We start from the raw sequence: 25,894 nt of genomic DNA, 5'->3' as shown, positions 1-25,894 counted from the left end.
CTACATAACACACCAAGCCCCGTTCCGTGGTTGGAACGGGGCTTGGTTTATCGGTTCAGATAGAAAATTGCCAGATTGAGATAGCCCGCAAAGGTCACCCACAACAGATATGGGACCTGCAAAACCGCTGCCAATGTGGAAAATTGACGGAACGAGCGAATCATTATCAAAATGGCAAGCCATAACAGCACCAGGATCAAAAGGGCCGCCAGCGGTTTTCCCGCTCCGAAAAACACCAAAGTCCAAACAAAGTTCAGGGCCAGCTGGACGCCCCACACAATGGCCGCCGGTTTGGCCGCCGCGCCGCCCTGTTGCAGCACCATCGCCAATCCCAGGCCCATCAGGATATAGAGTCCGGTCCATACGATGGGAAAAACGATATTCGGCGGCGTCAGGGCCGGTTTGACCCACATGGGATAGATGGTCTCCATACCCTGTCGGGTCAGAGACGACGCCAGAAACCCCACGGCCAACGCCAGCAGCGGCAGCCACAGATACGTCCATTTTTTCAAGGTTGCTCCTCCTTTCTTCCATAGAACAGCTATATGCAGTTTCTGCACCCTTTATACAGCAGCATCATAGACTGTACTATGCTTTCCGGATGGAGGGATGGAGTTTGATCACCATCAGTCTTTGTATGATTGTAAAAAATGAGGAAGCAGTTCTGGAGCGCTGTCTCCAATCGGCCGCGCCCCTGGCAGACGAGATCATTGTGGTGGACACCGGCAGCACCGACGATACTGTAGAAATTGCCCGGCGGTTTGGAGCACAGGTGCTCTCATTTCCCTGGCGGGACGACTTCTCCGCCGCGCGGAATGTTTCTTTTGACGCCGCCTCCATGGATTACTGTCTGTGGCTGGACGCCGACGACATTCTGCTGCCGGACGATCTGGCTAAATTGCTGGTCCTGAAAGAAACGCTGTCACCAGACACCGATATGGTCATGCTGCCCTATCATACGGCCTTCGACGCCGACGGCACCCCCACCTTCACCTGTTATCGAGAGCGTCTTATCCGGAATCATGCCGGGTTCCACTGGGAAGGCGCGGTCCATGAGGCCATCGCCCCCCGTGGCGTGGTCCAGTATGGAGACGGCGCTGTGACCCACCGTAAAACCGGCCCCGGCGACCCGGACCGGAACCTACGGATTCTGGAAGGACTCCGGGCCCGGCGGCCCTTGACGCCTAGAGAACAATTCTATTACGCCCGGGAGTTGACATACCACGGCAAAGACCAGGAGGCGGCATCACAGTTTGCAGACTTTCTGCGCACCGGCGGCGGTTGGGCACCGGACAGCATTCAGGCCGCCATGGATTTGGCCGACTGTTATCGGCGGTTGGAACGGCCGGAACAGGTTTTGCCGTCGCTGGTGCTGGGACTGTGCTTCGGCGCGCCGACACCGGAGCTATGCTGCGCCTTAGGCCAACGGTACCTGGAGTTGGAACAGTGGGAGGCAGCCATCTACTGGTATGAGCAGGCCATGACCCGGCCGGAGCACCTGGGCTTTACTCTGCCGGATTGTCGGGATTACATTCCTCTGCTGCAATTATGTGTCTGTCATGACCGGTTGGGCAATTGGAGAAAAGCCGCGGCTTATAATGAGGCCGCCTGCCGTCTGCGGCCCCACTCCCCGGCCTGTGCTTACAACCGGGCCTATTTTGACCGCATTGCCCAGCAAAATGCGGACCGGGCATAATTTCCGGTCCGCATGGCTCATTCTATGGACATGGTGGCATAGGCGTTGAGGTCCTGGCCCGCCGTGTGTCCGGCCAAGTACTCATAATAGGCCTGGGCGCCGATCATGGCGCCGTTATCGCCGCAGAGTTTCAGCGGCGGCAGATACAGTTCTGCACCCAGCTTGGCACATGCTGTCTCAAAGTCGCCGCGAATGCGGCTGTTGGCGGCCACACCGCCGGCAATGGCCAGCTTTTTATAGCCGGTCTGCTCCAACGCCGCCATGGTACGGGGCACTAAGGTATCGCTGACGGCTTTGGAAAAGTCGGCGCAAAGACTGGGCACATCCAGAGTTTCCCCTTTCTGCTCGGCGTTGTGAATGAGATTCAGGGCCGCCGTCTTCAGTCCGGAGAATGACATATCCAAATCGCTGCCGCTGACGTGGGCCACGGGCATAGGGTATTTACCCTCTGTGCCGGTGCGGGCCAGCTTGTCCAGGGCCGCGCCGCCTGGATAGGGCATCCCCAGGACTCGGGCCACTTTGTCGAAGCACTCTCCCGCCGCGTCATCCCGGGTGGAACCAAGGATTTTCAGTTTGGTATAATCCTGAACATCCACGATCATGCTGTGGCCGCCGGACACCACCAGACAAAGGAACGGCGGTTCCAATTCCGGGAAAGCCAGATAATTGGCGGCGATGTGGCCCCGAATGTGATGCACTGGAATCAGCGGGACCTGTAAAGCCATAGCCGCCGCTTTTGCGAAATTGACGCCCACCAGTACCGCGCCGATGAGACCCGGCGCATAGGTGACGCCGACGGCATCAATGTCCTGCCGGGTGATACCTGCCGTCTCCAATGCCTGATCGGCCAGGCCGTAGATGGCTTCGATGTGCTTGCGGGAAGCGATTTCCGGCACCACACCGCCATAGGTTTTATGGATGGCCACCTGAGAGGCAATGCAGTCGGCCAGCACCGTCCGGCCATCCTGAACTACGGCCACCGCCGTCTCGTCACAGGAGGATTCAATGGCTAAAATATTCAAGTATTCCACTCCTTTTTGAGGATCAACGCGTCCTCCCGGGGATTCAGATAGTAGTTGGGCCGTCTGCCCACCTGGACAAAGCCCAGGGATGTATACAGGGCGATGGCCGGCGCGTTGGAGGGACGCACCTCCAGAAGCACTTCCGTCACACCCTGCTGCCGCAGCCGCTGTTCCAATTCCGTCAGCAGCGCCCGGCCAATACCGCGCCCCCGGTGGTCCGGAGACACGGCCACATTCAGAATATCGGTACTGTCCAGCACCGTCTGACTGCCCACATAGCCCAGAACAGTCTCCCCCTCCACGGCCACCAGCCATAGGCTCAGTTCGTTAGCCAGTTCTCCGGCCACCGATGCTTCGCTCCAGGGATCGGAGAAACAAACCCGTTCCAGAGCCGCCACCTGGGCCACATGGGATGGGGTCATTGGTATCAGTTCCATATCACTTGGCCTCATACCAGCTAGCGCCGCTTTTGGCCTCGGCCAGCAGAGGCACCCGCAGTTCCATCACCTGTTCCATCTCCCGTTCCACCAGCTGCTTCACCCCGTCGGCCTGTTCCACGGGACACTCGACAATCAGTTCGTCATGGACTTGCAAAACCAGTTTTGCCCGGGGATACTGTTTTGCCAAAGCCGCATCCACCTGAATCATGGCGAGCTTGATGATATCGGCGGCAGTACCCTGGATGGGAGTATTCATGGCGCAGCGCTCTCCAAAGGAGCGGAGATTGAAGTTTTTGCTTTTGAGTTCCGGCAAATAGCGGCGGCGGCCCATTAAGGTTGTCACATAGCCGTCGGCCTTTGCCTGCTCCACCACGTCGTGCATATACTGCCGGACACCTGCGTACTTCTCCAGATAGCTCTCAATATAGGCCTTGGCCTCTTTTCTGGTCACACCGATATCGTCGGCCAGGGAAAAATCGGAAATTCCGTAAACGATTCCAAAGTTGACGGCCTTGGCATGGCGGCGCATCAAACTGGTAACGTCCTCCGGCGCCACGCCGAAGACCTGGGACGCTGTGACCCGGTGAACATCCTCGCCGCTGCGGAACGCCTCTTGCATGATCTTGTCATTGGCGATATGGGCCAGAACCCGCAGTTCAATCTGGGAGTAGTCGGCATCAATGAGTACACAGCCATCTTTCGGAACAAACATTTTACGGATTTCGCTGCCCAGCTCCGTGCGAACAGGGATGTTTTGGAGATTGGGTTCCGTGGACGACAGCCGTCCCGTGGCTGTAACCATGTTCTGAAAGGTCGTGTGAATCCGCTCATCCTCGCCGATGACCTTGATCAGTCCTTCGGCATAGGTGGAATTGAGTTTTGTCACCATACGATAGTCCATGATGGCCTCGATGATGGGATGCTTGTTTTTCAGTTTTTCCAGAACCTCCGCATTGGTGGAGTAGCCGGTCTTCGTCTTCTTCACCGGCGGCAGGCCCAACTTCTCAAAGAGTATGACGCCCAGCTGCTGGGTGGAATTGATGTTGAAGGTCTCCCCTGCCATATCGTAGATTTGCTCTGTCAGGGCGTTGATACGCTCCGTCAGCAGGTTGCCGAAGGCCAGCAGCGCCATACGATCCACGGCGATGCCCTCCCGCTCCATACGGGCCAGAACGGCGCACAGAGGAAACTCCACCGTCTCATAGAGGATGGTCATATTCTGCTCTTCCATAAGAGATTGGAGCGGCTTCCACAGAGCAAACACGGCGGCGGCACGGTCGGACAGGCTCTCTGACTGGCTCTCCTGGTTGAGATAGCGTTTGGCTAACTCGTCCGGGCTGTACCGATTGTCCGAGGGGTCCAGGACGTATCCCGCCAAACTCACATCAAACACAAAGCCGTCCTTGGGCAGCCCCAATCGGTCCAACTGATGCCACAGCGTCTTGTAATCGGCACAGGCTTTCGGCGTCTCTGCCGTCAGCAACTCCGCACAGCTGGAAATCTCCGCGATACAGACGCCGTCAGCGGTGGAAATGGCCGCCTGATCGCCGTCCAGCACCACAGCACAGGGCGTCCCCACCGGCGGCAAACACTCCAGCGTACACACGGCGGCAGTCTCTTCCGCAGGCTGCGGCGTTTCTTCCACCTCGTACAGGCCATAGCGGTCCATAAGCCGGACAAACTCCAGCTTTTCAAACAGCGCCCGCAAGGCCGGTTTGTCCACGGGCTTACAGACGTTGTCCGCCGGTACAAAATCGATGGGTGCCGTCTTGCGAATGGTGGCCAGATCATAAGACAGGTAGGCCGAATCCTTTCCGGCTTCCAGCTTCTTTTTCACCGCCGGTTTGATGGCGTCGCTGTCCAGATGGTCATAGATGGCATCGAGACTGCCGAAGGCCGCCAGCAGGTCCCCCGCTGTCTTCTTGCCCACACCGGGTACACCGGGGATATTGTCGGAGGAATCGCCCATGAGGGCCTTGCAATCCACCAGCCGGATGGGGTCAAAGCCGTACTCCTCCCGGAAGGTCTCCGGCGTATAGCGGGTAGCCAACGTCTGGCCCGCTTTACTGGATACCAACCGCACGGTCACATGGTCGTCCACCAGTTGGAGACTGTCCCGGTCACCGGTCAGGATGACGCACTCCCAGCCGGACTCCGCGCAGATACGGCCCACAGTGCCTAAAATATCATCGGCCTCCCACCCTTCCTGTTCGTAGATGGGAATGGACATGGCCCGCAAAACGTCCTTCATAACGGGCATCTGCTGGGCCAGCTCGTCGGGCATGCCGTGGCGGGTGGCCTTGTAGCCCTCATACTGCAAATGCCGAAACGTGGGTGCTTTCAAATCGAAGGCCACACAGACACCGTCGGGCCGCTCCTCCCCCATAAATTTATGGAGAATATTCAAAAATCCATAGACGGCGTTGGTGTATAATCCCTCCCGGGTGGTCAGTGGCCGGATGCCGTAAAAGGCCCGGTTGATGACACTGTTGCCGTCCAAAATCATCAGCTTCATGGGTAGAACCCCCTTTATATCATACGGTACAGTATACCACGGATTTTACTGTTTTTCCACCTGGCAAGCAGAAAAAGCCTGCCGTCTGCCACCCATGTTAGGGTGGAGACGGCAGGCTTGCGGCTTTGCCGCGGGAGTTGCGCCTGTTGCGGCGGGCGCTTGAGGCCGCATGGGAATTTCGCCCGCTGCGGCGGGCGGCCAAAGGCTCTGCCTTTGGAAACCGCGATTTTTGAAAAAAAATCGCGTAAAACTTTTAAGGTTTAGATGCTTTTCCACTGAGCGCCGCCGGGTACGTCGATAATCTCGATACCCTGGGCTTTCAGCTCGTCGCGAATGCGGTCGGCCTCCGCGAAGTTTTTGGCTTTCTTGGCCTCGGCCCGCTGGAGCACCAAAGCGTCGATGGCCGGGTCGCCCTCGCCCTGGATGGTATAGCCACCGGTGGTAGCCGTCTTGGTTTTGGCCTGCTCAGCCCGCTTGGCGGCTGCCTTTTCCAACAGATCCAGACTCAGGACTTTATCAAAATCGCCCAGCAGAGCCAGTTTGGTACCGTCGTTGGTCTTGGCTTTCAGTACATCATAAACAGCGGTGATAGCCAGAGACGTATTCAAATCGTTGCTCAGCGCATTGTTGAATTTCTCCTTGAGGGCGTCAAACTGGGCCTGGTCCACCGTCTTGTCACTGTCATCCAGAGCCGCGATTTTGTTGATCAGCTTCTGGTAGGTGGTCATGGCATTGTCGAGGTTTTCCCAGGAAAAGACCAGGCTGCGGCGGTAGTGGGATTGCAGGCAGAACAGGCGGTAGGCCAGCGGGTCATATCCCTTCTCCTCCAGCAGAGAAACCGTCAGAAATTCGCCCTTGGACTTGGACATCTTGCCGGTGTTTGTGTTGAGGTGGTGGACATGGAACCAGTAGTTGCACCAGTGGTGACCCAAGTAGGCCTCGGACTGGGCAATCTCATTGGTATGGTGGGGAAAAGCGTTGTCGATGCCGCCGCAGTGGAGATCCAGGTCCTCGCCCAGGTGCTTCATGCTGATGCCGGAGCACTCAATATGCCAGCCGGGATAGCCCACGCCCCAGGGAGAATCCCACTTGAGAGCCTGGTCCTCAAACTTGGACTTGGTGAACCAGAGAACAAAGTCGTTTTTGTTGCGCTTGCTGGTGTCCTCTTCCACGCCCTCCCGGACGCCCACCGCCAAGTCCTCTTCGTCATGGTCGTTGAAGACATAGTACTGGTCCAGCTTGGCAGTGTCAAAATAGACATTGCCGCCGGCCTCGTAGGCGTAGCCCTTTTCCAGGAGCTTGGAGACAATTTCGATATACTCCGCGATGCAGTTGGTGGCAGGCTCCACCACGTCGGGCCGCTTGATGTTCAGCTTTTTGCAGTCGGAGAAAAAGGCATCCGTATAAAACTGAGCGATCTCCATGACGGTCTTATGCTCCCGCTTGGCGCCCTTGAGCATCTTGTCCTCGCCGGTGTCGGCATCGGAGCTGAGATGGCCCACATCGGTGATATTCATGACGCGCTTCACATTGTAGCCCTGATAGCGCAGATATTTCTCCAGCACATCCTCCATAATGTAGCTGCGGAGATTGCCGATGTGGGCAAAGTGGTACACTGTGGGACCGCAGGTATACATTTTGACAATGTCGGGATGGTTGGGAACGAATTCCTCTTTGTTATGGCTGGCAGAGTTATAAAGATACATGGTCAGTTCCTCCTATAGGACGGTATGGTAACCGTTTCTGTTTGTATTAGTCACAGCGGCGGTCATCTTCGTCGCCCAGCATCTTTTCCAGACGGCTGAGACGCTTCTGGAGCCGTTCAATCTCCAGCATCATGGGGTCCGGTGTGTGGATGTGGTCCAGTTTTTCACCGCTGATTTTGACAATCCGGCCCGGCACGCCGACAACCGTGGCGTTTTCCGGCACCTCCCGCAGCACCACGGAATTGGCGGCAATGCGGGCGTTGTTCCCCACCTTGAAAGGTCCCAGGACCTTGGCTCCGGCGCCCACCATGATATTATTGCCCAAGGTGGGATGCCGCTTTCCCTTGTCCTTGCCGGTACCGCCCAAGGTGACGCCCTGGTACAGCAGGCAATCATCGCCAATTTCCGTGGTGGCGCCGATGACAATGCCTGTGCCGTGGTCAATGACCAAACGCCGCCCAATCTTGGCAGCCGGGTGGATTTCAATACCGGTGAACCACTTGGTCATCTGAGAAATCCACCGGGCAATGAAATACCGCTTGTGCTGATGAAACCAATGGGCAATCCGATACTGAATTGTGGCGTGGAGTCCGTTATAAAGCAGCAGCACCTCCAGCACGCTGCGGGCTGCCGGGTCATTTTTGCGGTAGGCCTGGATATCTTCGATCAAATGCATAAAGTCCTCCCCGATCGCCGCATACAAAATGCCCGCCTCTTGAACAAGTTCTCAAGAGGCGGGCAGGAATTGCTCGCGGTTCCACTCTGATTTCTTACTTTGGGCATAACGCAGCCCTGACGGGGTCTCCCCTCGCTCCCGAACGCACGTTCACAGCAGTCCACGCTCTCCGCTTCCAGCCGATGACGGAGATTCTCTATCGCTTCGTTGCCGTTACTCTTTTCGATCAACGCGATATTCAATTCAGTATCAGTATATTACCATCAATCGTAAAAGGTGTCAAGAGTCATTCCTGTTTTCGGGCAGCAGACACCATGGTTTGATATTGTTCCTTAGAGGCCAAGGCACTTCCAGTTCTTGACGAAATACTCAATACCGGAGTACAGAGTGGTCACTACAATGACCCAGGTGACAACGGTATCCAGCAGCGGTGTGTTCATAAAGACCATCATCAAACACAGCCCCACCATGGTGCTGGCCGTCTTGATCTTGCCGCTCCAGGCAGCGGCCATGACGGTACCCTTGGAAGCCGCCACCATCCGCAGACCGCTGATGGCAAATTCCCGCGTCAGCACCAGCATAACAGCCCAGGAAGGCATTCTTCCCCACTGGACAAAAATCAGCATGGCGGAAGTCACCAGCAGCTTATCGGCCAGAGGGTCCAGGAATTTGCCGAAGTCGCTGACCTGGTTGTAGTGGCGGGCTACATAGCCGTCCACAAAGTCGGTAACGCTGGCCAGAATAAAGATGGCCAGGGCCGCCCAATGATAGCCCAGCAGGAAGACGGCCATAAAAGCCGGAATCATGACGACACGCAGCAGCGTCAATTTGGATGCAGTTGTCACAGTGTTTCCTCCTCACAGACGGTGCCCACCGGCTCGCCGTCCACCACGTCCTCCAGTTCCACGGTGACAAACTGGCCGGGGACCACCGGTGTTTCCGAGGTGAACCATATTTTCCCGTCAATGTCGGGGGACTCGGCGTAGCTGCGGCCGAAGTATGCCTCGTCCTCTTCGCTGTAGCCCTCGCAGAGCACCAACTCCTTCTGGCCCATGCGGCTGTCGTGGTACTCGTCGATGACACGGGATTCCAGTTCCGCCAGGAACTCGGCCCGCTGCTGAGCCACCTCCGTGGGAGGGTACTCCATGCGGGCGGCGGCGGTGCCCTCCTCGGGAGAGAACACAAACGCGCCGACGCGCTCCAGCTTGTGTTTGCGCAGGAAGTTACACAGCTCCTCAAACTCCGCTTCGCCCTCGCCAGGCAGACCGGCAATAAGGCTGGTCCGCAGTACCAGGCCCGGAATCCGCTCCCGCAGCTTCGTAAACAGCTGGTCCAGATACGCATGGTCGCCCCGGCGATTCATACGCTTGAGAATGGCATCGTTGACATGCTGGATGGGAATATCAAGATATTTAACAATCTTCGGTTCCCGGGCGATGACGTCAATGAGGTTGTCGGACATCTCATCGGGGTACAGATAGTGAATCCGAATCCAGGTGAAGCCCTCGATTTTACATAGGGCCTCCAACAACACATCCAGACGCCGCTCGCCATACAGGTCGATGCCGTAGCGGCTGGTATCCTGGGCGATGACAATGAGTTCCTTGACGCCGGATGCCGCCAGGGAGCGTGCCTCGTCGATAAGTTCCTCCATGGGGCGGCTGCGGTACTTGCCCCGCAGCTTGGGGATGATGCAGAAGGCACAGTGGTTGTCGCAGCCCTCGGCAATCCGCAGATAGGCATAGTGCTCCGGCGTGGTGAGAATCCGCTGCGGTTCCTCAGTCTCATTGATGTTGCCGAAGAATTGCAGATGCTCCTCCCCGTCCAGAACCCGGTTGGCGGCCTCCACAATATCGCTGTAGCTGCCGGTACCAAGGACGCCGTCCACCTCGGGCATCTCTTCCAGAATCTCCGACTGGTAGCGCTGGCTGAGACAGCCCGTCACCAGAATCTTGCCCACGCGGCCCTCTGCCTTGGCCTGGGCCAGCAGCAGGATGTTCTCGATGGCCTCGGATTTCGCCGCGTCAATAAAGCCGCAGGTGTTGATGACCGCCAAATCCACTTGATCGGGGACCTCGGAAATGGAATAGCCGGCCTCCCGCAGCAAATAGATCATTTGCTCCGTGTTGACCTGGTTCTTGGCACAGCCCAGGGACACAAAACCAACGGAATAGGACATATTAAAATTCCTCCATGATATCGTTGAGCGCGTCGGTATAACGCGCCATAGCCGAACGGATATCCGCCCAGCGGTGGCCGCGGCGCAGCAAGGCATCCACAGCCCGTTTCGTTTCCCGCTCGTCGGGCTTCTCCCCCTTGAAGCGGGATCGCAGAAACCGGTCAATGGCGTCATCCGGCTCCGGCAGTTCCTCCATAGCCTCGTCCCACAACTGTCGGTCGATGCCTTTCTGATAGAGAATCTGCCGGATACGGGCGGCGCCATAGCCCTTGCGGGCTGCCGACTGGGCCAGCTGCCGGGCCGTCTGCAAATCGTCCAGCAGGTTCAGGTCTGTCAGCCATTGCACGGCCTCGGAGGCCAGCTCCGGCGTCTCTCCTTTTTGCACCAGTCGCCGTTCCAAATCCTTTTTGGACACATTGGTGGCGGAGATGATGCGGACAGCCCGGGCCTTGGCTGAAGCCCGCTGATTGGCAGCCCGAATTTGGTCCAGCTCTTCCGCCGTGACTTCCCGGCCCGGATATAGGGAGAACTCCCCCACGGTGGCCTGTTCCAGTCGCAGGCGGCGGCCGTCGTCCAGGGTGACGGTGTACCGTCCGCCCCGGACCGTCGGCTCCCGCAATGCCTCAATCTTCATCGTTGAAATCGTCGGCGCTCACGTCCACGGGTTTCTCCGCCGGACGCAGCGGCGTTCTGGGCCGTGCGCCCTGGAGTTTATAGAAGTTCTCCCGGATGCCCTTTTCCAGCTGCTCCGTCAGTTCCGGATGGTCAATGAGATACTGCTTGGCGTTGTCCCGGCCCTGGCCAATGCGCTCCTCGCCGATGGAGAACCAGCTGCCGCTCTTCTGGACCAGCTCCAGCTGCACACCCAAGTCGATCATTTCACCATATTTGGAAATGCCCTCGCCGTACATGATATCAAAGATGGCCTCCCGGAACGGCGGCGCCACCTTGTTTTTGATGATCTTGGCCCGGGTCCGGTTGCCGATGATATCGCTGCCATCCTTGATGGCCTCCACCCGACGAATGTCGATGCGCACCGAAGCGTAGAATTTCAGCGCGTTACCGCCGGTGGTGGTTTCGGGGTTGCCGTACATGACGCCGATTTTCAAACGAATCTGGTTGATGAAAATGACGACGCAGTTGGTCTTTGCGATGGTACCGGCCAGCTTCCGCAATGCCTGAGACATGAGACGGGCCTGGAGGCCCACAAAGCTGTCGCCCATTTCACCCTCAATTTCCGCCCGGGGCGTCAGGGCCGCCACGGAGTCCACCACGATGGCATCCACCGCACCGGAACGCACCAACGCGTCGGTGATTTCCAACGCCTGTTCGCCGGTGTCCGGCTGGGACACCAGCATGGAATCAATGTCCACGCCCAGGGCCGCCGCATACTCCGGGTCCAGCGCGTGCTCCGCATCTACAAAGGCCACCTCGCCGCCCATTTTCTGGGCCTGGGCCAATATGTGCAGAGCCAGGGTGGTTTTACCAGAGGACTCGGGGCCGTAAATCTCAATGATCCGGCCGCGGGGCACACCACCGATGCCCAGGGCGGCATCCAGCGCCAGAGAACCGGTGGGGATGGCATCCACCACCATTTCCGGCTTGTCGCCCAGGCGCATCACCGCGCCCTTGCCGAAATTCTTCTCAATCTGGTGCAGAGCCGTCTCCAGGGCCTTTTTCTTGTCGCTGGCCGGCGTGGGGCTCTCATAGGGGGTTTTTGCCTTTGCCATTTATGTTTCCTCTCCTTTGTACTGTGCCAGCACGGCGCGGATAATATTTCCCGTGTCCTCGCGCATTTGCAGTACAGTGTATCTGTGCTGCTCCAAAATCTCCCGGACAGCATCATGCTGTCCCATGCCGAATTCGAAACAGAGGTAGCCGCCGGGCTTCAGCGCCGACGAAAAATTCTTGACGATGGCCCGATAGAAATCCAGGCCGTCGGGGCCGCCCACCAGGGCCATCTTGGGCTCAAAGTCCCTTACCGACGGGTCCAACCGCTCGTACTCCGCATCGGTGACATACGGCGGATTGGACACGATCATATCAAAGGTGCCCAAAAACTTCGACGCCGGTTTCATGGCGTCGACAGTGATGCAGTTGACGCGGCCTGTGAGCCGCTGGTCCACAATGTTTTTCTTGGCCACGCGGATGGCTGCCGGAGACAGCTCACCCAAGGTCACCCGGGCATCCTTGACCCGGTGGGCAAGGGCCAGGCCGATACACCCGCTGCCGGCGCACAAATCCAGAATTCGCGGGTTTTGAGACAGAAACATGGCTTTTTTCATAGCCAGTTCCGTGACCGCCATGGTGTCATCCCGGGGAATCAGCACATCCGGGGTCACGGTCAGCGTCATACCGCAGAAATCCCATTCCCCCAATACATAGGCCAGCGGTTCCCCGTTTTGAATCCGCTCCACATAGTTTTGCAGCTTCTGCGTCGCCGCCGTATCGGCGTGGGTGGTGCGGCCGGAGACAATCTCTGAAATGGGCAAGCCCGAGGCCGCGCAGACCAACTCCCGTGCAATCTGGGAGGCGTCGGCGCCCTGGGTCTCAAACAGGGCGTGTCGAACCTCATGGTACAATTCACTGTATGTTTTCACCACTGGTCCTCTCCCTCCTGTTCGGGAATGACCTCCCGCATGGCCTCAATGGCCACCTCGATCATGGAGTCGTCTGGCTCTTGGGTGGTAAACTTCTGCATCGCCATACCGGGAGCCGACAGCATATGGGTGAACCAGTTGTCATGGCGGCCGGCAAAACGGTTGATCTCATAGCTGATGCCCACAATGACCGGTAGCATCAACAGGTGCAGGCCCATTCGCAGCAGCGTATTGCTGACCTGGATGGCTGTGCCGCAGAGAATGCTGATACAGACCACCACCAACAGGAAGCTGGTACCGCAGCGGGGATGGAACCGGGACATGGGCCGCACGTTCTCCACGGTCAGGGGCAGCCGGGCCTCGTAGCAGCGGATGGTTTTATGTTCCGCACCGTGATAGCTGAACACCCGTTTCATATCCTTCATCTGGGACACCAGAATCATGTACCCCATGAAAATGATAATTTTCAGCAGACCCTCCACCAGATTCCGGGCCATATGATTATCATAAAGGCCGGGAATCAAGCCGCTGATCAGGGTGGGCAGCAGAATGAACAGTCCCACCGACAGTCCAATGCCCAGAACCGCCGCCGAATAGATAATAAACTGTTCCAGTTTTTCCGATCCGAAATGCTGTTCAATCCAGCGTTCCAGCTTGGAAGGTTCGCCGCTGCCGCCCTCCTCCTCGGGAAAATACTCGGCAGAAAACAGCAGCGCCCGAATACCATTGACCATGGAGCCGCCGAAGGTGAAAATGCCGCGAATAAACGGCAGTCTGGCCAGGGCCGAACGCTTTTTCGTCAGCTTCAGCTCATCGACCTTTTTTACCAGGCCGTCCTTGGAACGAACCACAATGGCCTGTTTGTCTGGCCCCCGCATGAGAATGCCTTCAATCAGGGCCTGTCCGCCGATCAATGTTTTGAACTGCTCACAGCAGCCCTGTGTTTCCTTTTGTTTTGCCATGGATGCCTCCTGCGCCGCCCGGAGCGGCTCGATTTATACTGCTTCCCCGCCGGGAATGCGCACCGTCACCAGGGTGCCGCCGCCGTCGGCGTTTTCCAGGGTCAGGGTCCCGCCGTGCATTGTGACAATCTCCTCACAGACTGCCAGACCGATGCCGCTGCCGCGGGCCGTGGAACTGCCCTTGTAGAATTTCATCTTCACATGGGGCAGCTCGTCCTCCGGGATACCGGGCCCAAAGTCCCGAATGCGAATGACCACAAACCCCTCTTCATAGGAAATGGACGCCGTAATCCGCTGTCCCTGGCCGCCGTGCTTGGCGGCATTGTCGAGAATATTGAGAAACACCTGCCGCAGCCGTGCCACGTCACAGGGAATCTCCGGAATTTCGTCGTCGTTTTCCAGGTATTCCAGCGTGATACCCTCCTGTTTTAAGCGGCTGCCGTACATAAAGACCGTGTCCTCAAACTCCGCCCGGAGATCGGCAGGCTGCACATTGAGGGTGAACCGGCCATCCTGCATACGGGTGAACTCCAGCAGCTCTTCCACCATGGCGGTGAGCCGCCGGGTCTCGCTGAGGATGATCAGCATGCCCCGACGGGTCTCCACCGGGTCCATGGTCTCCGCCGACAGCAGCGTTTCCCCCCAGCCGGAAATGGCCGTCAGGGGCGTGCGCAGCTCGTGGGACACAGAAGACACAAACTCCGACTGCATTTTCTCTGTCTGGCCGATTTTCACCGACATGTCATTGATGGTATCGGCCAATTCACCGATTTCATCGTCGAATTTCTTTTGAATCTGTACGCCGTAGCTGCCGGCGGCGATGCGCTTGGCCGTGGCGGTGATCTCCGCCACAGGGCCGATGATGGAGCGGATGAAAAACTTACTGCTGTACATAATGAGACCGATAAAGATCAATCCCACCAGCACCGCCAGCCCGGTAATAATCATCAGCTGCCGGTCCACGTTTTTCAGACTGGTGACAAAGCGCAAAACACCGATGACCTCGCCGTTGGTATAGATCATGGGACTGGACACCGCCATAATCCGCTCGCCGGTGCTGGGGTTTTTACCCACATAGGGCCGCATTTCCTTGGTGGCAATGGCTTCCTGGATTTCCGGCGTCTGTGGGTCTGCACCGCCCCATTGGCCATAGGAGGACGCCACAATGCGGCCGCTGAGGTTGATAAATTGCAGCTCGAGCGTATCTTTTTCCTCAAAGGTCTGGGCCACCAGTATGCAGGATTGGTAATACTCCCCATAGCTCTGGCCGATATAGTTGCTGAAAAAGTCCGTGGTGGTCTTGGCCTTGGACTCCAATCCCGACTGCATGCTGGAATAGTAGTAGGTGGTGAAGGACAGGGACACGACGACAATGCAGACAATCACCAGCAGAATGACAATACTGAGGTTGTTGACAATCCAGCGTTTCTGGATGCCGGCTATCTTTTTCATCCGGTCCCCTCCCTTCTCTCCATTCTATGGGCCGTCACGCGCCCCACTTATAGCCGAAGCCCCACACAGTGGTGATATAGGTGGGGTTGGCCGTATCATCTTCGATCTTGATGCGCAGCCGCCGGATATTGACATCCACGATCTTCAATTCTCCGTCAAAATCCCGGCCCCATACGCTGGTAAGGATATCCTCCCGGGACAGAGCCCGGCCGGGATTCTGCATAAACAGCTTCATGATGGAGTACTCCACCTGGGTCAGCTTGATGCGCTTGCCGTTCTTGTCCAAAGTGCGGTTGCGGGTGTTGAGGACAAAGGGTCCCTGCTGCTGCTCGGTGCCGTCCCCGCCGCCGTCCCCGCCGATGCGGCGGTACAGGGCGTCGATGCGGGCCGTCAGCTCCGCCGGAGAAAAGGGCTTGGTCACATAGTCGTCGGCGCCAGTCATCAGCCCCGTGACCTTATCCATCTCCTGGGTCCGGGCCGTCAGCATAATGATGCCAATGGACTTGTTGGTGGTGCGGATGGTGCGGCAGACCTCAAATCCATCCATATCGCCGGGTACCATGATATCGAGGATGGCAACACCAATGTCCGGGTTGTTTTTCAGCTGCTCCAGGGCTTCTGCGCCGTTGCTGGCCTCAATGGCCTCGTACCCGGCCCGCTTGAGATTGATGACCACAAAGCTGCGGATGCTGACCTCATCCTCCATAATCAATACCTTTTTCATTTCCCTGTTCCTCCTTATACCTCACCGGAATTCCAGTCAATCTGAATATACTTGAACATGCCCACTAAATCCGCCTGCGTCAGATCGTCGGCCAACTCCGACGTACCGAAGGACGCGGCGTAAGTCACATCGCCCTTGTCGCCCAGCGGGAAGCGGCCATCGCTGGATGCCACTGCCTTCCGGTCATCGCCGGACAAGGCGTAAATGGTGAAAATGGGTTCCGCCTCTTGGCCGTAGCCCTTCCACTGGTGGAAGGTATAGCCGTGAATACCCTGTTCTTCCGCATCGTAGGTGATCGTCAGCTGGTCCTCCCATTCCTCCGGCAGCACCAGAAACCATCCGCCGGAATAGTTGTGGTAGGTGGTCAGTTTCTTCTCCCGCTGGCCGTCGATGGACAGATGGTACCAATCGATGAGCCAGTAGGCTTCGTCTTCCGCCGCCGTCTCCGCCTGGGGCAGCTGCTTGGGCTGAGGCAATTCAATCAGGCCGTCGTTGTCGATATCGGCGGCGTAGACGTAGTAGTTGCGGACCGTCTGGGCGCTGGTACCGCTGGCCCCCTCGGCGGTGATGTTCACAAAGGCTCCGTTCCGCAGGGCAAAAATATCGGTGACCACGCTGTTTTCATCGTACATACTGGCCACAAACACCGCTGGAACGCCTGTATCTACATAGCCGGTGCTGATGCGGCGGACATTCTCCACGCCGGTGGACAACAGGGACTCCGGAGCCCGCTCGATCTGGCTGCCCGTATGGTGGTAATACTCCGCCACACCGGACCGGACCTCTGTACTGAACCGCAGCAGGAAAATGTCCATCTTGCCGTCCCGGTCCAGGTCCACCGTGGTGTACTCGTTGTAGTTGGCGCTCATGAGCTCCACCACCCGGTTATCCCGCAGCGCGTAGACGCTGAGGGCCTGGGGCACCTGGTCGCTGATCTGGCGGCCCAGAACCATTTCCAAACCCGGCTGGCCGTCGATCTGTACGTATTCCACACTGGCAAAGCTGCTACCGTCGCCCTCAATGACAGCCACATTGCGAAAATCCTCACCGATACGGTCAAAGATGTAGGCCCGCAGAGGCTTTTCGCCGGTGGTCCGCAGGAAAACAATGGCCTCGTCCTCCGCATCGCCGTCCAGGTCGGCCAGCTGTACCGACTGCTGGTTGGTGCCGGAGGTGGGGGCGGCGTAGGAGGTCTGATCCGTCAACAGCAGTTCAATCTCCGATTGCAGTTCGTAGTATTCCTCCGACTGCTTGGGCAGGGCGTAGAGCTCCTCCGTACCCTGAAACAGGCAGCCGGACAGGGCCAGCGCCATGGCACAGGCCAGCAGTGTCAACAAAATTGCTTTTTTTACCATATTCCGTCTGCCTCCTTTCCCATATCCGTTTGATTATACCACACTTTTTCTAAAATTGCAGCTATTTTATCACGACGTTTTCCCCGCCCAATTGTTCCTGCAATTCCCGGAACAGGTCCGGGTCCGGCAGGCAGGTACCGGCCAGCCGCTGTTTGGTATCCGCAAAATAGAGTACTACCGGCATGATTCCGGGGAACATTTGCAGCACAGCCCGCACTTTCTGATACACCGGCGCCGTCTCACTGTCCAGCCGCACGTACAGCTTGCCCGCGGCCACCGGTGCGGCCGCCGGAAGCGGTGTGGTGTCCGGCTGATAGTCCTCGATGGGCAGGGCGCGGTTGAGAATCATCTGCGGTTCCTTTTCATCCCGCACCGACAGCTTGCCCCAGACCACCACGGCGGCATTTTCCGCCAGAAAACCACCGTACTCACTGAGGGCATTGGAAAAGACCAGCAGCTCCATGGACGCTGTATCGTCCTCTAACGTCACATAGGCCATCATGGAGTTGTTTCTGGTGGTTTTCATTTTGACGGCTTGGACCACACCGGCCACCACCACCTGCTGCTCGTCCTGGAACGCGCCGGTATTGTCGGCAAAGCTCTCCATGATGGAGCCCAACGCCACCACGGAAGCGCCCCGGAGCCGAGTCCGGTACTCGTCCATGGGGTGGCCCGTCAAATATAGGCCCGTGGTCTCCTTTTCGTAACTCATACGCTCCTGGGCACTCAATTCTGGAATCTTCGGCACCGGCACCGACGGCAACGCATCCTCCTGACTGCCGCCCAAATCGAACATACCCAGCTGACCGTCCAGGTTTTTCCGTTTGGCTGCCGTCACCGCATCCAGCACCATCTCGTGTATGGCCAGCATCTGAGAACGATACAGCCCCAAGCTATCCAGGGCGCCGCATTTGATGAGGTTTTCCAAGGCTCGCTTGTTGAGGTCGGTACTGTACAGGCGGCTGCACAGGTCTTCCAGACTGCGGAACGGGCCGCCGCTCTGGCGCTCCTTGACCACCAGCCGGATGAACCCCCGGCCGATGTTCTTGACGGCGGCCAACCCAAAGCGGATGCCCCCATCCACAACCGTGAAATTGTCATAGGACTCGTTGATATCCGGCGGCAGCACCGAAATGCCCAGGTTTTTGCACTCGGCGATATAGCCGGAAATCTTGGTGGCGCTGTCCAGCACCGACGTCATCAAAGCCGCCATGTACTCTCTGGGATAATGAGCCTTGAGATAAGCGGTCTGATAGGAGATCAGCGCATAACAGACGGCGTGGGCCTTGTTAAACGCATAGTTGGCAAAATCCAGGATTTCATCATAGATTTCCTGGGCAATTTTCTCCTCTACCCCGTTGGCGATGGCGCCGGGAATGCCCCGTTCCGCATCGCCATAGACGAAGGCTTTCCGCTCCTCCAGAATGACTGCCTGTTTTTTCTTGGAGATGGCCCGGCGCATATTGTCGGCCTGTCCCAGCGTGTAGCCGCCCAACTGGCGGAAAATCTCAATGACCTGTTCCTGATATACGATACAACCATAGGTGACCGATAAAATGGGCTCCAACTTGGGATGGCGGTAGGTGATGGTCTTGGGATTCTGCTTGGAGCGGATGAATTTGGGGATGGAGTCCATGGGGCCGGGACGATACAGCGCCACAATGGCCGTCAGGTCTTCGATGGACTCCGGCTTCATGCCCACGCAGACGCCGGTGATCCCGGCGGACTCCATCTGGAACACACCGGCCGTCTTGCCCTCGGCCAGCATGGCATAGGTCAGCTTGTCCCCGTCGGCCACCTTTTCAATGGAAAAGTCCGGCTCCCGGAGCCGAATCAGCTTTTGTGCGTCGTCGATGACCGTCAGGTTCCGCAGGCCCAGAAAATCCATTTTCAAAAGGCCCAGCTTTTCCAGCGTTGTCATGGTAAACTGGGTGACTATGGTATCGTCGTTGCGGGCCAACGGTACATAGTCATAGACCGGCAGCTTGGTGATGACCACGCCGGCGGCATGGGTGGAGGTGTTGCGGGGCATTCCCTCCAACGCCTGAGCCATATCGATGAGACGGCGGATACGGTCGTCGCCGTTATACATGGCTTTCAGCTGAGGCGAGACCTTCAGCGCTTCCTCAATGGTGATATGGAGCGTCGTGGGTACCAGCTTGGCCACGGCGTCGGTCTCCGCGTAGGTAAAATTCATGGCCCGGCCCACGTCCCGAATGGCCGCCCGGGCGGCCATGGTACCGAAGGTGACAATCTGTGCCACATGGTCGCTGCCGTACTTTTCCATGACGTAGTCAATGACCTCGCCCCGGCGGGCCTGGCAGAAGTCCATATCGATATCGGGCATGCTGACCCGCTCCGGGTTCAGGAACCGTTCAAACACCAGACCATACTGCATGGGGTCCAGATCGGTGATAAACAGGCAATAGGACACGATGGCGCCGGCGGCGCTGCCGCGGCCCGGCCCCACGGGAATGCCGGACCGCTTGGCAAAGTCCACAAAGTCCGCCACAATGAGAAAATAGTCCACATAGCCCATTTTCTCGATCATCTGCATCTCATATTCCAGCTGGTTTTTATGCTGCTCCGTGGGGTTGGGGTACCGTTTGGCAAAGCCTTGGAGGCACAGCTTGCGGAAATAACCCACATTGGTCTCCCCGGGGGGCAGCTTAAATTCCGGCAAATGGTAATTGCCGAAGGTAAACTCCATGTTGCACTGTTCCGCAATGCGCACCGTGTTTTCCAGGGCCTCCGGCACATTGGGAAAGAGGGATGCCATCTCCTCCTCGCTCTTGAGATAGAATTCCTCCGTCTCAAAGCGCATCCGGTCCTGGTCCTCCACGGTTTTCTGCATCTGAATACACATGAGTACATCCTGGAGTTCGCTCTCCTCCCGGCGCAGATAGTGGGCGTCGTTGGTCGCCACCAGAGGCAGGCCCGTCTCCTTGGCCAGCCGCAGAATGCCCTGGTTGACACGGGTCTGGACCTCCAGGCCGTGATCCTGCAATTCGAGATAGTAGCGGCCCGGGAAAATCGCTGCAAACTCCAGGGCCTTGGCCTTGGCGGCTTCGTAGTTGTCATGGAGCAGCAGCTGGGGCACCTGGCCCGCTACACAGGCCGACAGACAGATCAGCCCCTCACTGTGGGCCCGCAGCAGCTCCATATCCACACGGGGCTTGCCGTAAAAACCATCGAGAAAGCCCTGGGACACCATGTAGCTGAGATTCTGGTAGCCCGTCTCATTCATACACAGAAGTATCAGGTGATACGCCTCATTGTCGGTGCCGTGGACCTTGTCGTGGCGGCTCCGGGGGGCCACATAGACCTCACAGCCGATGATGGGCTTGATGCCGGCTTTCTTGGCCGCCCGGTAAAAGTCAATGACACCGTACATGACGCCGTGGTCCGTAATGGCCACGGCCTCCTGGCCCAGCTCCTTGACCCGCTCCATCATGCGGCCAATCCGGCAGGCGCCGTCCAGGAGACTGTATTCCGTATGGACGTGGAGGTGTACGAATGCCATAGACAACTTCCTTTCACTGTTTTGACAATTCCATCAGTTTTCTCATGCGGTGATTCAACGCCGATTTGGTCAGGGGCGGTTCCAACATACCAGCCAGTTCCGACAGCGTGGCCTCCGGGTGCTGGACCCTCAGTTTAGCCGTCTGGCGCAGCTTCTCCGGCAGCTGATCCAGCTGCCCCGTCTCCTCCAGACGGCGGATGGCGGCAATCTGGTCCTGGGCCGCGTCCACCACCTTGGTCAGATTGGCCGTGTCGCAGTTAACCCGGCGGTTGACGCCGTTGCGCAGTTCCTTTTCCACCTTGGCTTCCAGAATGGCCATGCCGCCCACCGGCGCGCCCAAATAGGTCAGAACGTCAGCGATGGCGTCGCTTTGCTTGAAATAGATGACACAAGTGCCGCTACGCAGGGTGTCCTTGGGATAAAACCCCATATCCAACAGCAGCGCCTCCGTCTCCAACCCCACCTTCTGATGGGTGGTACAGAACTCCAGATGATACCGTTTTTCCGGGTCCGTGACGCTGCCGCCGGACAGAAACGCCCCCCGCAGAAAGGCGTTGCGGCAGCATTCCTCCTCCAACATGCCGTAGTTGACGTGGAGCGTCACGCTCTCCCCGGCTACCAGATCAAAGGTCTCAAAAATCCGGTCGATCTTCTCCCGGTCCGTGATCAGGAAGGTCCGTTTGCCGGTTCCTTCCTCCGGTTCGCTGTCAAAGCGCAGATTGAACGCCTTGCGGAACACTTTCGGCAGGCGTTCTGCAAAGTCTGCACTCTCGGTGACAATTTTGATTAAGGACGGCGTAAAGGTATTGCCATAGAGCAGAATGCCGAAAGCCTCGGCCACAGCACAGCACCGCTTCTGGACCGGATGGCGGCACAGCTCCTGCTTGATATTGGATGCAAAGGACATGGCGTTCCCCCCTATCCAACGGCGTAGTTCCGCAGCACATCCATCAGCACCGTTGCCAGGGCCGCCGAATCATGGCGGGCCCGCTGGCCCATGGCCAGCAACGGGTGGCACCGGACCTGAATGCCCATGGCTTCGATCTCCTCCCGGCACAGGATCAGCTGCTCCGCGTCCTCCACCCGGTAGGCGTCGGACACATCCTCCGGCACCGGCGTGCTGTTGGCCACGCACACATCGATAATATTGGGGCCGCCATGGCGCAGCAGCGCCCGCACATGGTCCGCGCCCGTATACCCCTCGGTCTCTCCCTCCTGGGTCATGATGTTCATAACCAGGACTTTACAGGCCGGAGACGCCGCCACGGCTTCGGCTATGCCGTCCACCAGGAAATTGGGAATGATGCTGGTATAGAGACTGCCGGGCCCCATAACGATCATATCGGCGTCGGCAATGGCCTCCAAACTCTCCGGCAGCGCCTGGGGATGCTCCGGCACCAGACGCACCTGGGTGATGCGGCAGTCGTTTTCTTTTTTATGGTAAAAGATTTTACTCTCACCCAGGACGCGGCTTCCGTTTTCAAACTCCGCCTCCAAATGGACATCCTGATTGGTCACCGGCAGTACCCGGCCCGTGATGGCCAAAACCTCACCCATGCGGTTCACTGCCTCGTCAAAGGTGTCAGAAATCCCGTTCATGGCCGCCAGAAACAGATTGCCAAAGCTCTGGCCGCAAAGCGATCCCTCACAGAACCGGTAGTTCAGCAGCTTTTCCATGGTGGGTTCCGTGTTGGCCAGCGCCAGAATGCAGTTGCGGATGTCGCCGGGAGGCGGCATTCCCAAATCCTCCCGCAGCATACCGGAGCCGCCGCCGTCGTCTGCCACGGTGACAATGGCGGTGATGTTGCGGGTATGGCGCTTGAGACCCCGCAGCATGGCTGACAGGCCATGGCCGCCGCCGATACAGACCACCTTGGGATTATTCCGCCCGGGCACGTAGACCCGGACCGATTCATCAAAATACCGCATAGACGCCTCCTGTCACTCCCGGGAGATGTCCCGATGCCCCACCGTGGTCACAAAGCCCAGTCGGGCGATGTGGTCGCCCAGCTCCTTGGCTACGGCCACAGACCGGTGATGGCCGCCGGTGCAGCCGATGGCGATGACCAGATTGGTCTTGCCCTCCTCCACGTAGAGGGGCAGGGAAAAACTCATCAGGTCCTCCAGCTTTTCCATAAAGTCCAGCGTCTGCTGGTAGGAAAAAACAAAGTCCCGCACAGGCTTTTCCAGGCCGGTCCGGCGTTTTAGCTCTGCAATATAGTAGGGATTCGGCAGCATCCGCACATCAAAGACCAGATCGGCGTCCATGGGCAGGCCGTATTTAAACCCGAAGGAAATGACGTTGACCGTCATGGCGTGGTCCCGCTGTTCCCCGGCAAAGAGGTTCACCAGCTCGCCCCGCAGCTTGCCCGTTGACAGGTTGGTGGTGTCAATAATGTAATTGGCCCGGTTGCGGATGGGCTCCAGCAGCTTCTGCTCCCGTTCCACGGCAGCCAGCAGTTCCGTGCCGTCCTTGGTCAATGGGTGCTTGCGCCGCGTCTCCTTGTAGCGCTTGACCAGCGTCTCCTTGGAGCACTCTACAAAGACAATGGCGTAGTCGCACTCCATTTTTTCCAGGGAATCCAGCGCCATAAACAAGCCGTCAAAGGTCAGGCCGCTGCGGATGTCGGTGACCAGGGCCACCTTTTCAAACTTGGACTTGGTGGCCATACACAGCTGGGCAAACTGAGGAATCAAATCCTCCGGCATATTGTCCACGCAGTAGAATCCCAGGTCCTCCAGGCAATCCAGCGCTTTACTTTTACCGGCGCCGGACATACCGGATACAATCAGAAATTGCATGCTCTGTCACCTCACAAAATCCGCACTTCCGGCTCCAGCTGGATGCCGGACTGTTCCAATACCTTTTTCTGCACAGCGGCAATCAAGGCCAGCACATCGGCACAGGTCGCGCCGTTGTCATTGACCACAAAACCGGCGTGCTTAGTGGACACCGACGCACCGCCCACGCGGAAGCCTTTGAGGCCCGCCTGTTCAATAAGCGCCGCGGCGTAACCGCCCACAGGCCGCTTGAAGGTACTGCCAGCCGAGGGCAGCTCCAGGGGCTGGGACGTCCGCCGCCGTTGGGCCAGTTCCCGCATCCGTTCCCGAATGGCTTCCGGGTCATCCGGCGTCAGACGGCAGACGACCCGCAGAATCACACTGCCGTCGTCCTGGAAGGTGCTGTGGCGGTACGAGAACCCCTGGTCCTCCCCTGCCACAGTGACAAAGGCGCCGTTCCGCAGCACGGTTGTCTCCACACAGACCCGGCACAGCTCGCCGCCGTAGGCTCCGGCATTCATATAGACGCCGCCGCCCATGGTGCCAGGGATGCCGTGGGCAAATTCCAGTCCTGCCAATCCCTGGTCGGCAGCAAAGGCCGCCGCCTGGGCCATGGTGACACCTGCCCCCACCACAATGCAGTCCCCCTGCCGCTCCAGCGTCATCAGACCGCCCTTGAGACAGAGGACCAGCGTTTCCAGACCGCCGTCCGGCGGCAGCACATTGGTGCCGGCGCCCAAAATCAGGGGCGTGATCTTCCGTGCGTCACAGAACGCCAGCAGCTGCCGGACCTGTTCCTCACTATTGGGAAAGGCCATGGCCGCCGCTGGTCCGCCCAGTCGAAACGACACATGCTCCGCCATGGGCTCCCCCGGACGCACCTCCACTTCGGGACACGCTGTTTGCAGGGCGGTAATCCATTCTGCACCCATACTTCACTGGCTCCTCTCTGCCGCTCCGGCGGCGCTGGTTTCTTAGAATTCTAATCATATCATATGTCCGCCTCCTTGCAAATAGCCAAAGCAGACAAAAACCGGGCATCCGTAAACGGACGCCCGGGAAATTTTTAGAAACTCTGGCCGAAGGAAGAATCGAAATGCTTATTGATCTGCTCTGTAAATTCAGCGGCGGCGTTGTAACCCATCTTCTTTTGACGGTTGTTCATGGCAGCCACCTCCAGAATCACCGCCAGGTTCCGGCCCGGAGTGATGGGAATGGTCAGGGACGGAATTTTGACGCCCAGAATATCGGTATACTGGTTCTCCAGACCCAGACGGTCATAGGCTTCGCCGTCCCGCCAGGGAACAATGTTGATGATCAGGTCGATGTCGGCGCTGTCCTTGACCGCAGCCATACCGAAGAGCTTGGCCACATTGATGACGCCAATGCCCCGCAGCTCGATATAGTGCCGGATCAGCTCCGGCGCCGTACCAAAACATTTCCTGGAGGAGACCTTTTTGATCTCCACGGCGTCGTCGGCGATAAGCCGGTGGCCGCGCTTGAGCAGCTCCACCGCCGCCTCGGACTTACCGATGCCGCTTTCGCCCAGCAGCAGCAGGCCCTCGCCGTAAACCTCCACCAGGACGCCGTGACGGGTAATCCGGGGCGCCAGATAGACCTTCAGAGCGGAGATCAGGCTGGAGACGATGTACGATGTGGTCTCGCTGCCCTGCAAAATGGTAATGTCATGCTTGGCCGCCATCTCCAGACACTCCGGCAGAGGGTCCAGATCGCGGGAAATGATCAGCGCCGGAATCTTGTAGGAGAAGTATCGGTCAAAGATGCTGCGGCGCTCGTCCCCCGACAGCTTGTTGAGGTAGGTGGTCTCCACCGTACCGATGACCTGTAGGCGCATGGGTTCAAAATGGTCAAAATAACCGGCCAGCTGCAGGCCGGGTCTGCTGATATCGTCCACCGTGATGTTGATCTGTTCATAATCGGTAGCCTTATGAATGGGACGCAAATTAAATTCCTTCACCAGCTGCGTCAGCGCAACACTGTAAGAATGGATCATGATCTTCTCACCTCATAAATTTTCTCAACAATCTTCTTACGGGTACAGCAGACCGCCAAAAACCCGGTTTTTTTCACCATGCGGAGTGATTGTTCTTATTATACCGTGTACCACACTATTTCGCAACCAATCCCTTTGAAAAAATAAGACAAAAATCTTGCAAAAAACTCTTGCAATTTCACTTAAAATCTGATAACATATTTACTGCGTGTCAAAGCGTTAAATTTTTTCATGGCAAGGAGGTGCAGC

The 25,894-nt window shown here is 57.8% G+C and carries 22 protein-coding genes; 1 reads left to right on the top strand and 21 read right to left on the bottom strand.

From position 1 onward, the window contains the following. Positions 1-47: 47 nt before the first annotated feature. Complete coding sequence (locus ACTQ33_RS11140; RefSeq protein WP_441464666.1) at positions 48-512, bottom strand: TspO/MBR family protein; 465 nt, start codon at positions 510-512, stop codon at positions 48-50. A gap of 104 nt (positions 513-616) precedes the next feature. Here ACTQ33_RS11140 and ACTQ33_RS11135 point away from each other — a divergent pair, with 104 nt between their 5' ends. Further along, positions 617-1,696 (top strand): tetratricopeptide repeat-containing glycosyltransferase family 2 protein, encoded by a 1,080-nt coding sequence (locus ACTQ33_RS11135; RefSeq protein ID WP_441464665.1) that lies wholly within the window; start codon positions 617-619, stop codon positions 1,694-1,696. Positions 1,697-1,713: 17 nt separating this feature from the next. Here the strand turns inward: ACTQ33_RS11135 and tsaD are convergent, their stop codons facing one another. From tsaD to hprK, 20 genes are all read right to left on the bottom strand, one after another. After that, positions 1,714-2,718: a tRNA (adenosine(37)-N6)-threonylcarbamoyltransferase complex transferase subunit TsaD gene (tsaD, locus tag ACTQ33_RS11130; protein ID WP_441464664.1), complete on the bottom strand. Its 1,005-nt coding sequence runs from the start codon at positions 2,716-2,718 to the stop codon at positions 1,714-1,716. Further along, positions 2,715-3,155 (bottom strand): ribosomal protein S18-alanine N-acetyltransferase, encoded by a 441-nt coding sequence (gene rimI / locus ACTQ33_RS11125; RefSeq protein ID WP_441464663.1) that lies wholly within the window; start codon positions 3,153-3,155, stop codon positions 2,715-2,717. The genes tsaD and rimI overlap by 4 nt, the downstream gene beginning before the upstream one ends. 1 nt (position 3,156) lies before the next feature. Next, positions 3,157-5,673 (bottom strand): DNA polymerase I, encoded by a 2,517-nt coding sequence (gene polA, locus ACTQ33_RS11120; protein WP_441464662.1) that lies wholly within the window; start codon positions 5,671-5,673, stop codon positions 3,157-3,159. Positions 5,674-5,933: 260 nt separating this feature from the next. Next, complete coding sequence (gene cysS / locus ACTQ33_RS11115) at positions 5,934-7,379, bottom strand: cysteine--tRNA ligase (protein ID WP_441464661.1); 1,446 nt, start codon at positions 7,377-7,379, stop codon at positions 5,934-5,936. Between the two features lie 46 nt (positions 7,380-7,425). Next, a complete protein-coding gene (gene cysE, locus ACTQ33_RS11110; protein WP_441464660.1) occupies positions 7,426-8,055 on the bottom strand; it encodes a serine O-acetyltransferase in 630 nt (209 codons plus the stop codon). A gap of 332 nt (positions 8,056-8,387) precedes the next feature. Beyond that, positions 8,388-8,900, bottom strand: coding sequence for a CDP-diacylglycerol--glycerol-3-phosphate 3-phosphatidyltransferase (pgsA, locus tag ACTQ33_RS11105; RefSeq protein ID WP_441464659.1), 513 nt, complete (start codon positions 8,898-8,900; stop codon positions 8,388-8,390). Continuing rightward, positions 8,897-10,234, bottom strand: coding sequence for a 30S ribosomal protein S12 methylthiotransferase RimO (gene rimO / locus ACTQ33_RS11100; RefSeq protein WP_441464658.1), 1,338 nt, complete (start codon positions 10,232-10,234; stop codon positions 8,897-8,899). Before rimO ends, pgsA begins: the two co-directional genes overlap by 4 nt. A 1-nt stretch (position 10,235) precedes the next feature. Then, on the bottom strand, positions 10,236-10,868 hold the full coding sequence (locus ACTQ33_RS11095; RefSeq protein ID WP_441464657.1) for a regulatory protein RecX: 633 nt from the start codon (positions 10,866-10,868) through the stop codon (positions 10,236-10,238). Next, entirely contained in the window at positions 10,858-11,964 is a 1,107-nt protein-coding gene (gene recA / locus ACTQ33_RS11090; RefSeq protein ID WP_441464656.1) for a recombinase RecA, read from the bottom strand. The genes ACTQ33_RS11095 and recA overlap by 11 nt, the downstream gene beginning before the upstream one ends. Continuing rightward, positions 11,965-12,837, bottom strand: a complete 873-nt coding sequence (gene prmC / locus ACTQ33_RS11085) for a peptide chain release factor N(5)-glutamine methyltransferase (protein ID WP_441464655.1) — start codon at positions 12,835-12,837, stop codon at positions 11,965-11,967. Further along, entirely contained in the window at positions 12,831-13,796 is a 966-nt protein-coding gene (locus ACTQ33_RS11080) for a DUF1385 domain-containing protein (RefSeq protein ID WP_441464654.1), read from the bottom strand. The genes prmC and ACTQ33_RS11080 overlap by 7 nt, the downstream gene beginning before the upstream one ends. Before the next feature lie 33 nt (positions 13,797-13,829). Then, the gene (locus tag ACTQ33_RS11075) at positions 13,830-15,248 is read right to left on the bottom strand and encodes an ATP-binding protein (RefSeq protein WP_441464653.1); all 1,419 of its coding nucleotides are present in this window, start codon (positions 15,246-15,248) and stop codon (positions 13,830-13,832) included. Between the two features lie 34 nt (positions 15,249-15,282). Continuing rightward, entirely contained in the window at positions 15,283-15,972 is a 690-nt protein-coding gene (locus ACTQ33_RS11070; RefSeq protein ID WP_441464652.1) for a response regulator transcription factor, read from the bottom strand. 14 nt (positions 15,973-15,986) lie between these two features. Beyond that, complete coding sequence (locus ACTQ33_RS11065) at positions 15,987-17,327, bottom strand: hypothetical protein (protein ID WP_441464651.1); 1,341 nt, start codon at positions 17,325-17,327, stop codon at positions 15,987-15,989. A gap of 61 nt (positions 17,328-17,388) precedes the next feature. Next, on the bottom strand, positions 17,389-20,850 hold the full coding sequence (locus ACTQ33_RS11060) for a DNA polymerase III subunit alpha (protein ID WP_441464650.1): 3,462 nt from the start codon (positions 20,848-20,850) through the stop codon (positions 17,389-17,391). A gap of 13 nt (positions 20,851-20,863) precedes the next feature. After that, positions 20,864-21,757: a DNA-binding protein WhiA gene (whiA, locus tag ACTQ33_RS11055; RefSeq protein ID WP_441464649.1), complete on the bottom strand. Its 894-nt coding sequence runs from the start codon at positions 21,755-21,757 to the stop codon at positions 20,864-20,866. An 11-nt stretch (positions 21,758-21,768) separates the two neighbouring features. Continuing rightward, the gene (locus ACTQ33_RS11050) at positions 21,769-22,779 is read right to left on the bottom strand and encodes a gluconeogenesis factor YvcK family protein (protein WP_441464648.1); all 1,011 of its coding nucleotides are present in this window, start codon (positions 22,777-22,779) and stop codon (positions 21,769-21,771) included. Between the two features lie 12 nt (positions 22,780-22,791). Next, positions 22,792-23,652 carry an RNase adapter RapZ gene (rapZ, locus tag ACTQ33_RS11045; RefSeq protein ID WP_441464647.1) on the bottom strand — a complete coding sequence of 287 codons (861 nt, stop codon included), beginning with the start codon at positions 23,650-23,652 and terminating at the stop codon, positions 22,792-22,794. Positions 23,653-23,663: 11 nt separating this feature from the next. Next, complete coding sequence (murB, locus tag ACTQ33_RS11040) at positions 23,664-24,563, bottom strand: UDP-N-acetylmuramate dehydrogenase (RefSeq protein WP_441464646.1); 900 nt, start codon at positions 24,561-24,563, stop codon at positions 23,664-23,666. A gap of 134 nt (positions 24,564-24,697) precedes the next feature. Continuing rightward, positions 24,698-25,645: an HPr(Ser) kinase/phosphatase gene (gene hprK, locus ACTQ33_RS11035; protein WP_441464645.1), complete on the bottom strand. Its 948-nt coding sequence runs from the start codon at positions 25,643-25,645 to the stop codon at positions 24,698-24,700. Between the last annotated feature and the right edge of the window lie 249 nt (positions 25,646-25,894).

It is taken from the genome of Candidatus Avoscillospira sp. LCP25S3_F1, from assembly GCF_052117125.1.
Taxonomy (GTDB): domain Bacteria; phylum Bacillota; class Clostridia; order Oscillospirales; family Oscillospiraceae; genus Avoscillospira_A.
The sequence above is the reverse complement of the archived record's forward strand: the minus strand, read 5'-3'. Positions and strand labels throughout refer to the sequence as shown.

What these genes read in the sequence shown, in the direction of transcription:
- rimI (WP_441464663.1), bottom strand. Translation starts at nt 3,155, where the DNA reads ATGGAACTGATACCAATGACCCCATCCCATGTGGCCCAGGTGGCGGCT.
- cysE (WP_441464660.1), bottom strand. Translation starts at nt 8,055, where the DNA reads ATGCATTTGATCGAAGATATCCAGGCCTACCGCAAAAATGACCCGGCA.
- rapZ (WP_441464647.1), bottom strand. Translation starts at nt 23,652, where the DNA reads ATGCAATTTCTGATTGTATCCGGTATGTCCGGCGCCGGTAAAAGTAAA.
- cysS (WP_441464661.1), bottom strand. Translation starts at nt 7,379, where the DNA reads ATGTATCTTTATAACTCTGCCAGCCATAACAAAGAGGAATTCGTTCCC.
- hprK (WP_441464645.1), bottom strand. Translation starts at nt 25,645, where the DNA reads ATGATCCATTCTTACAGTGTTGCGCTGACGCAGCTGGTGAAGGAATTT.
- murB (WP_441464646.1), bottom strand. Translation starts at nt 24,563, where the DNA reads ATGGGTGCAGAATGGATTACCGCCCTGCAAACAGCGTGTCCCGAAGTG.
- recA (WP_441464656.1), bottom strand. Translation starts at nt 11,964, where the DNA reads ATGGCAAAGGCAAAAACCCCCTATGAGAGCCCCACGCCGGCCAGCGAC.
- ACTQ33_RS11095 (WP_441464657.1), bottom strand. Translation starts at nt 10,868, where the DNA reads ATGAAGATTGAGGCATTGCGGGAGCCGACGGTCCGGGGCGGACGGTAC.
- whiA (WP_441464649.1), bottom strand. Translation starts at nt 21,757, where the DNA reads ATGTCCTTTGCATCCAATATCAAGCAGGAGCTGTGCCGCCATCCGGTC.
- ACTQ33_RS11070 (WP_441464652.1), bottom strand. Translation starts at nt 15,972, where the DNA reads ATGAAAAAGGTATTGATTATGGAGGATGAGGTCAGCATCCGCAGCTTT.
- rimO (WP_441464658.1), bottom strand. Translation starts at nt 10,234, where the DNA reads ATGTCCTATTCCGTTGGTTTTGTGTCCCTGGGCTGTGCCAAGAACCAG.
- ACTQ33_RS11050 (WP_441464648.1), bottom strand. Translation starts at nt 22,779, where the DNA reads ATGCGGTATTTTGATGAATCGGTCCGGGTCTACGTGCCCGGGCGGAAT.
- polA (WP_441464662.1), bottom strand. Translation starts at nt 5,673, where the DNA reads ATGAAGCTGATGATTTTGGACGGCAACAGTGTCATCAACCGGGCCTTT.
- ACTQ33_RS11080 (WP_441464654.1), bottom strand. Translation starts at nt 13,796, where the DNA reads ATGGCAAAACAAAAGGAAACACAGGGCTGCTGTGAGCAGTTCAAAACA.
- ACTQ33_RS11065 (WP_441464651.1), bottom strand. Translation starts at nt 17,327, where the DNA reads ATGGTAAAAAAAGCAATTTTGTTGACACTGCTGGCCTGTGCCATGGCG.
- ACTQ33_RS11075 (WP_441464653.1), bottom strand. Translation starts at nt 15,248, where the DNA reads ATGAAAAAGATAGCCGGCATCCAGAAACGCTGGATTGTCAACAACCTC.
- ACTQ33_RS11060 (WP_441464650.1), bottom strand. Translation starts at nt 20,850, where the DNA reads ATGGCATTCGTACACCTCCACGTCCATACGGAATACAGTCTCCTGGAC.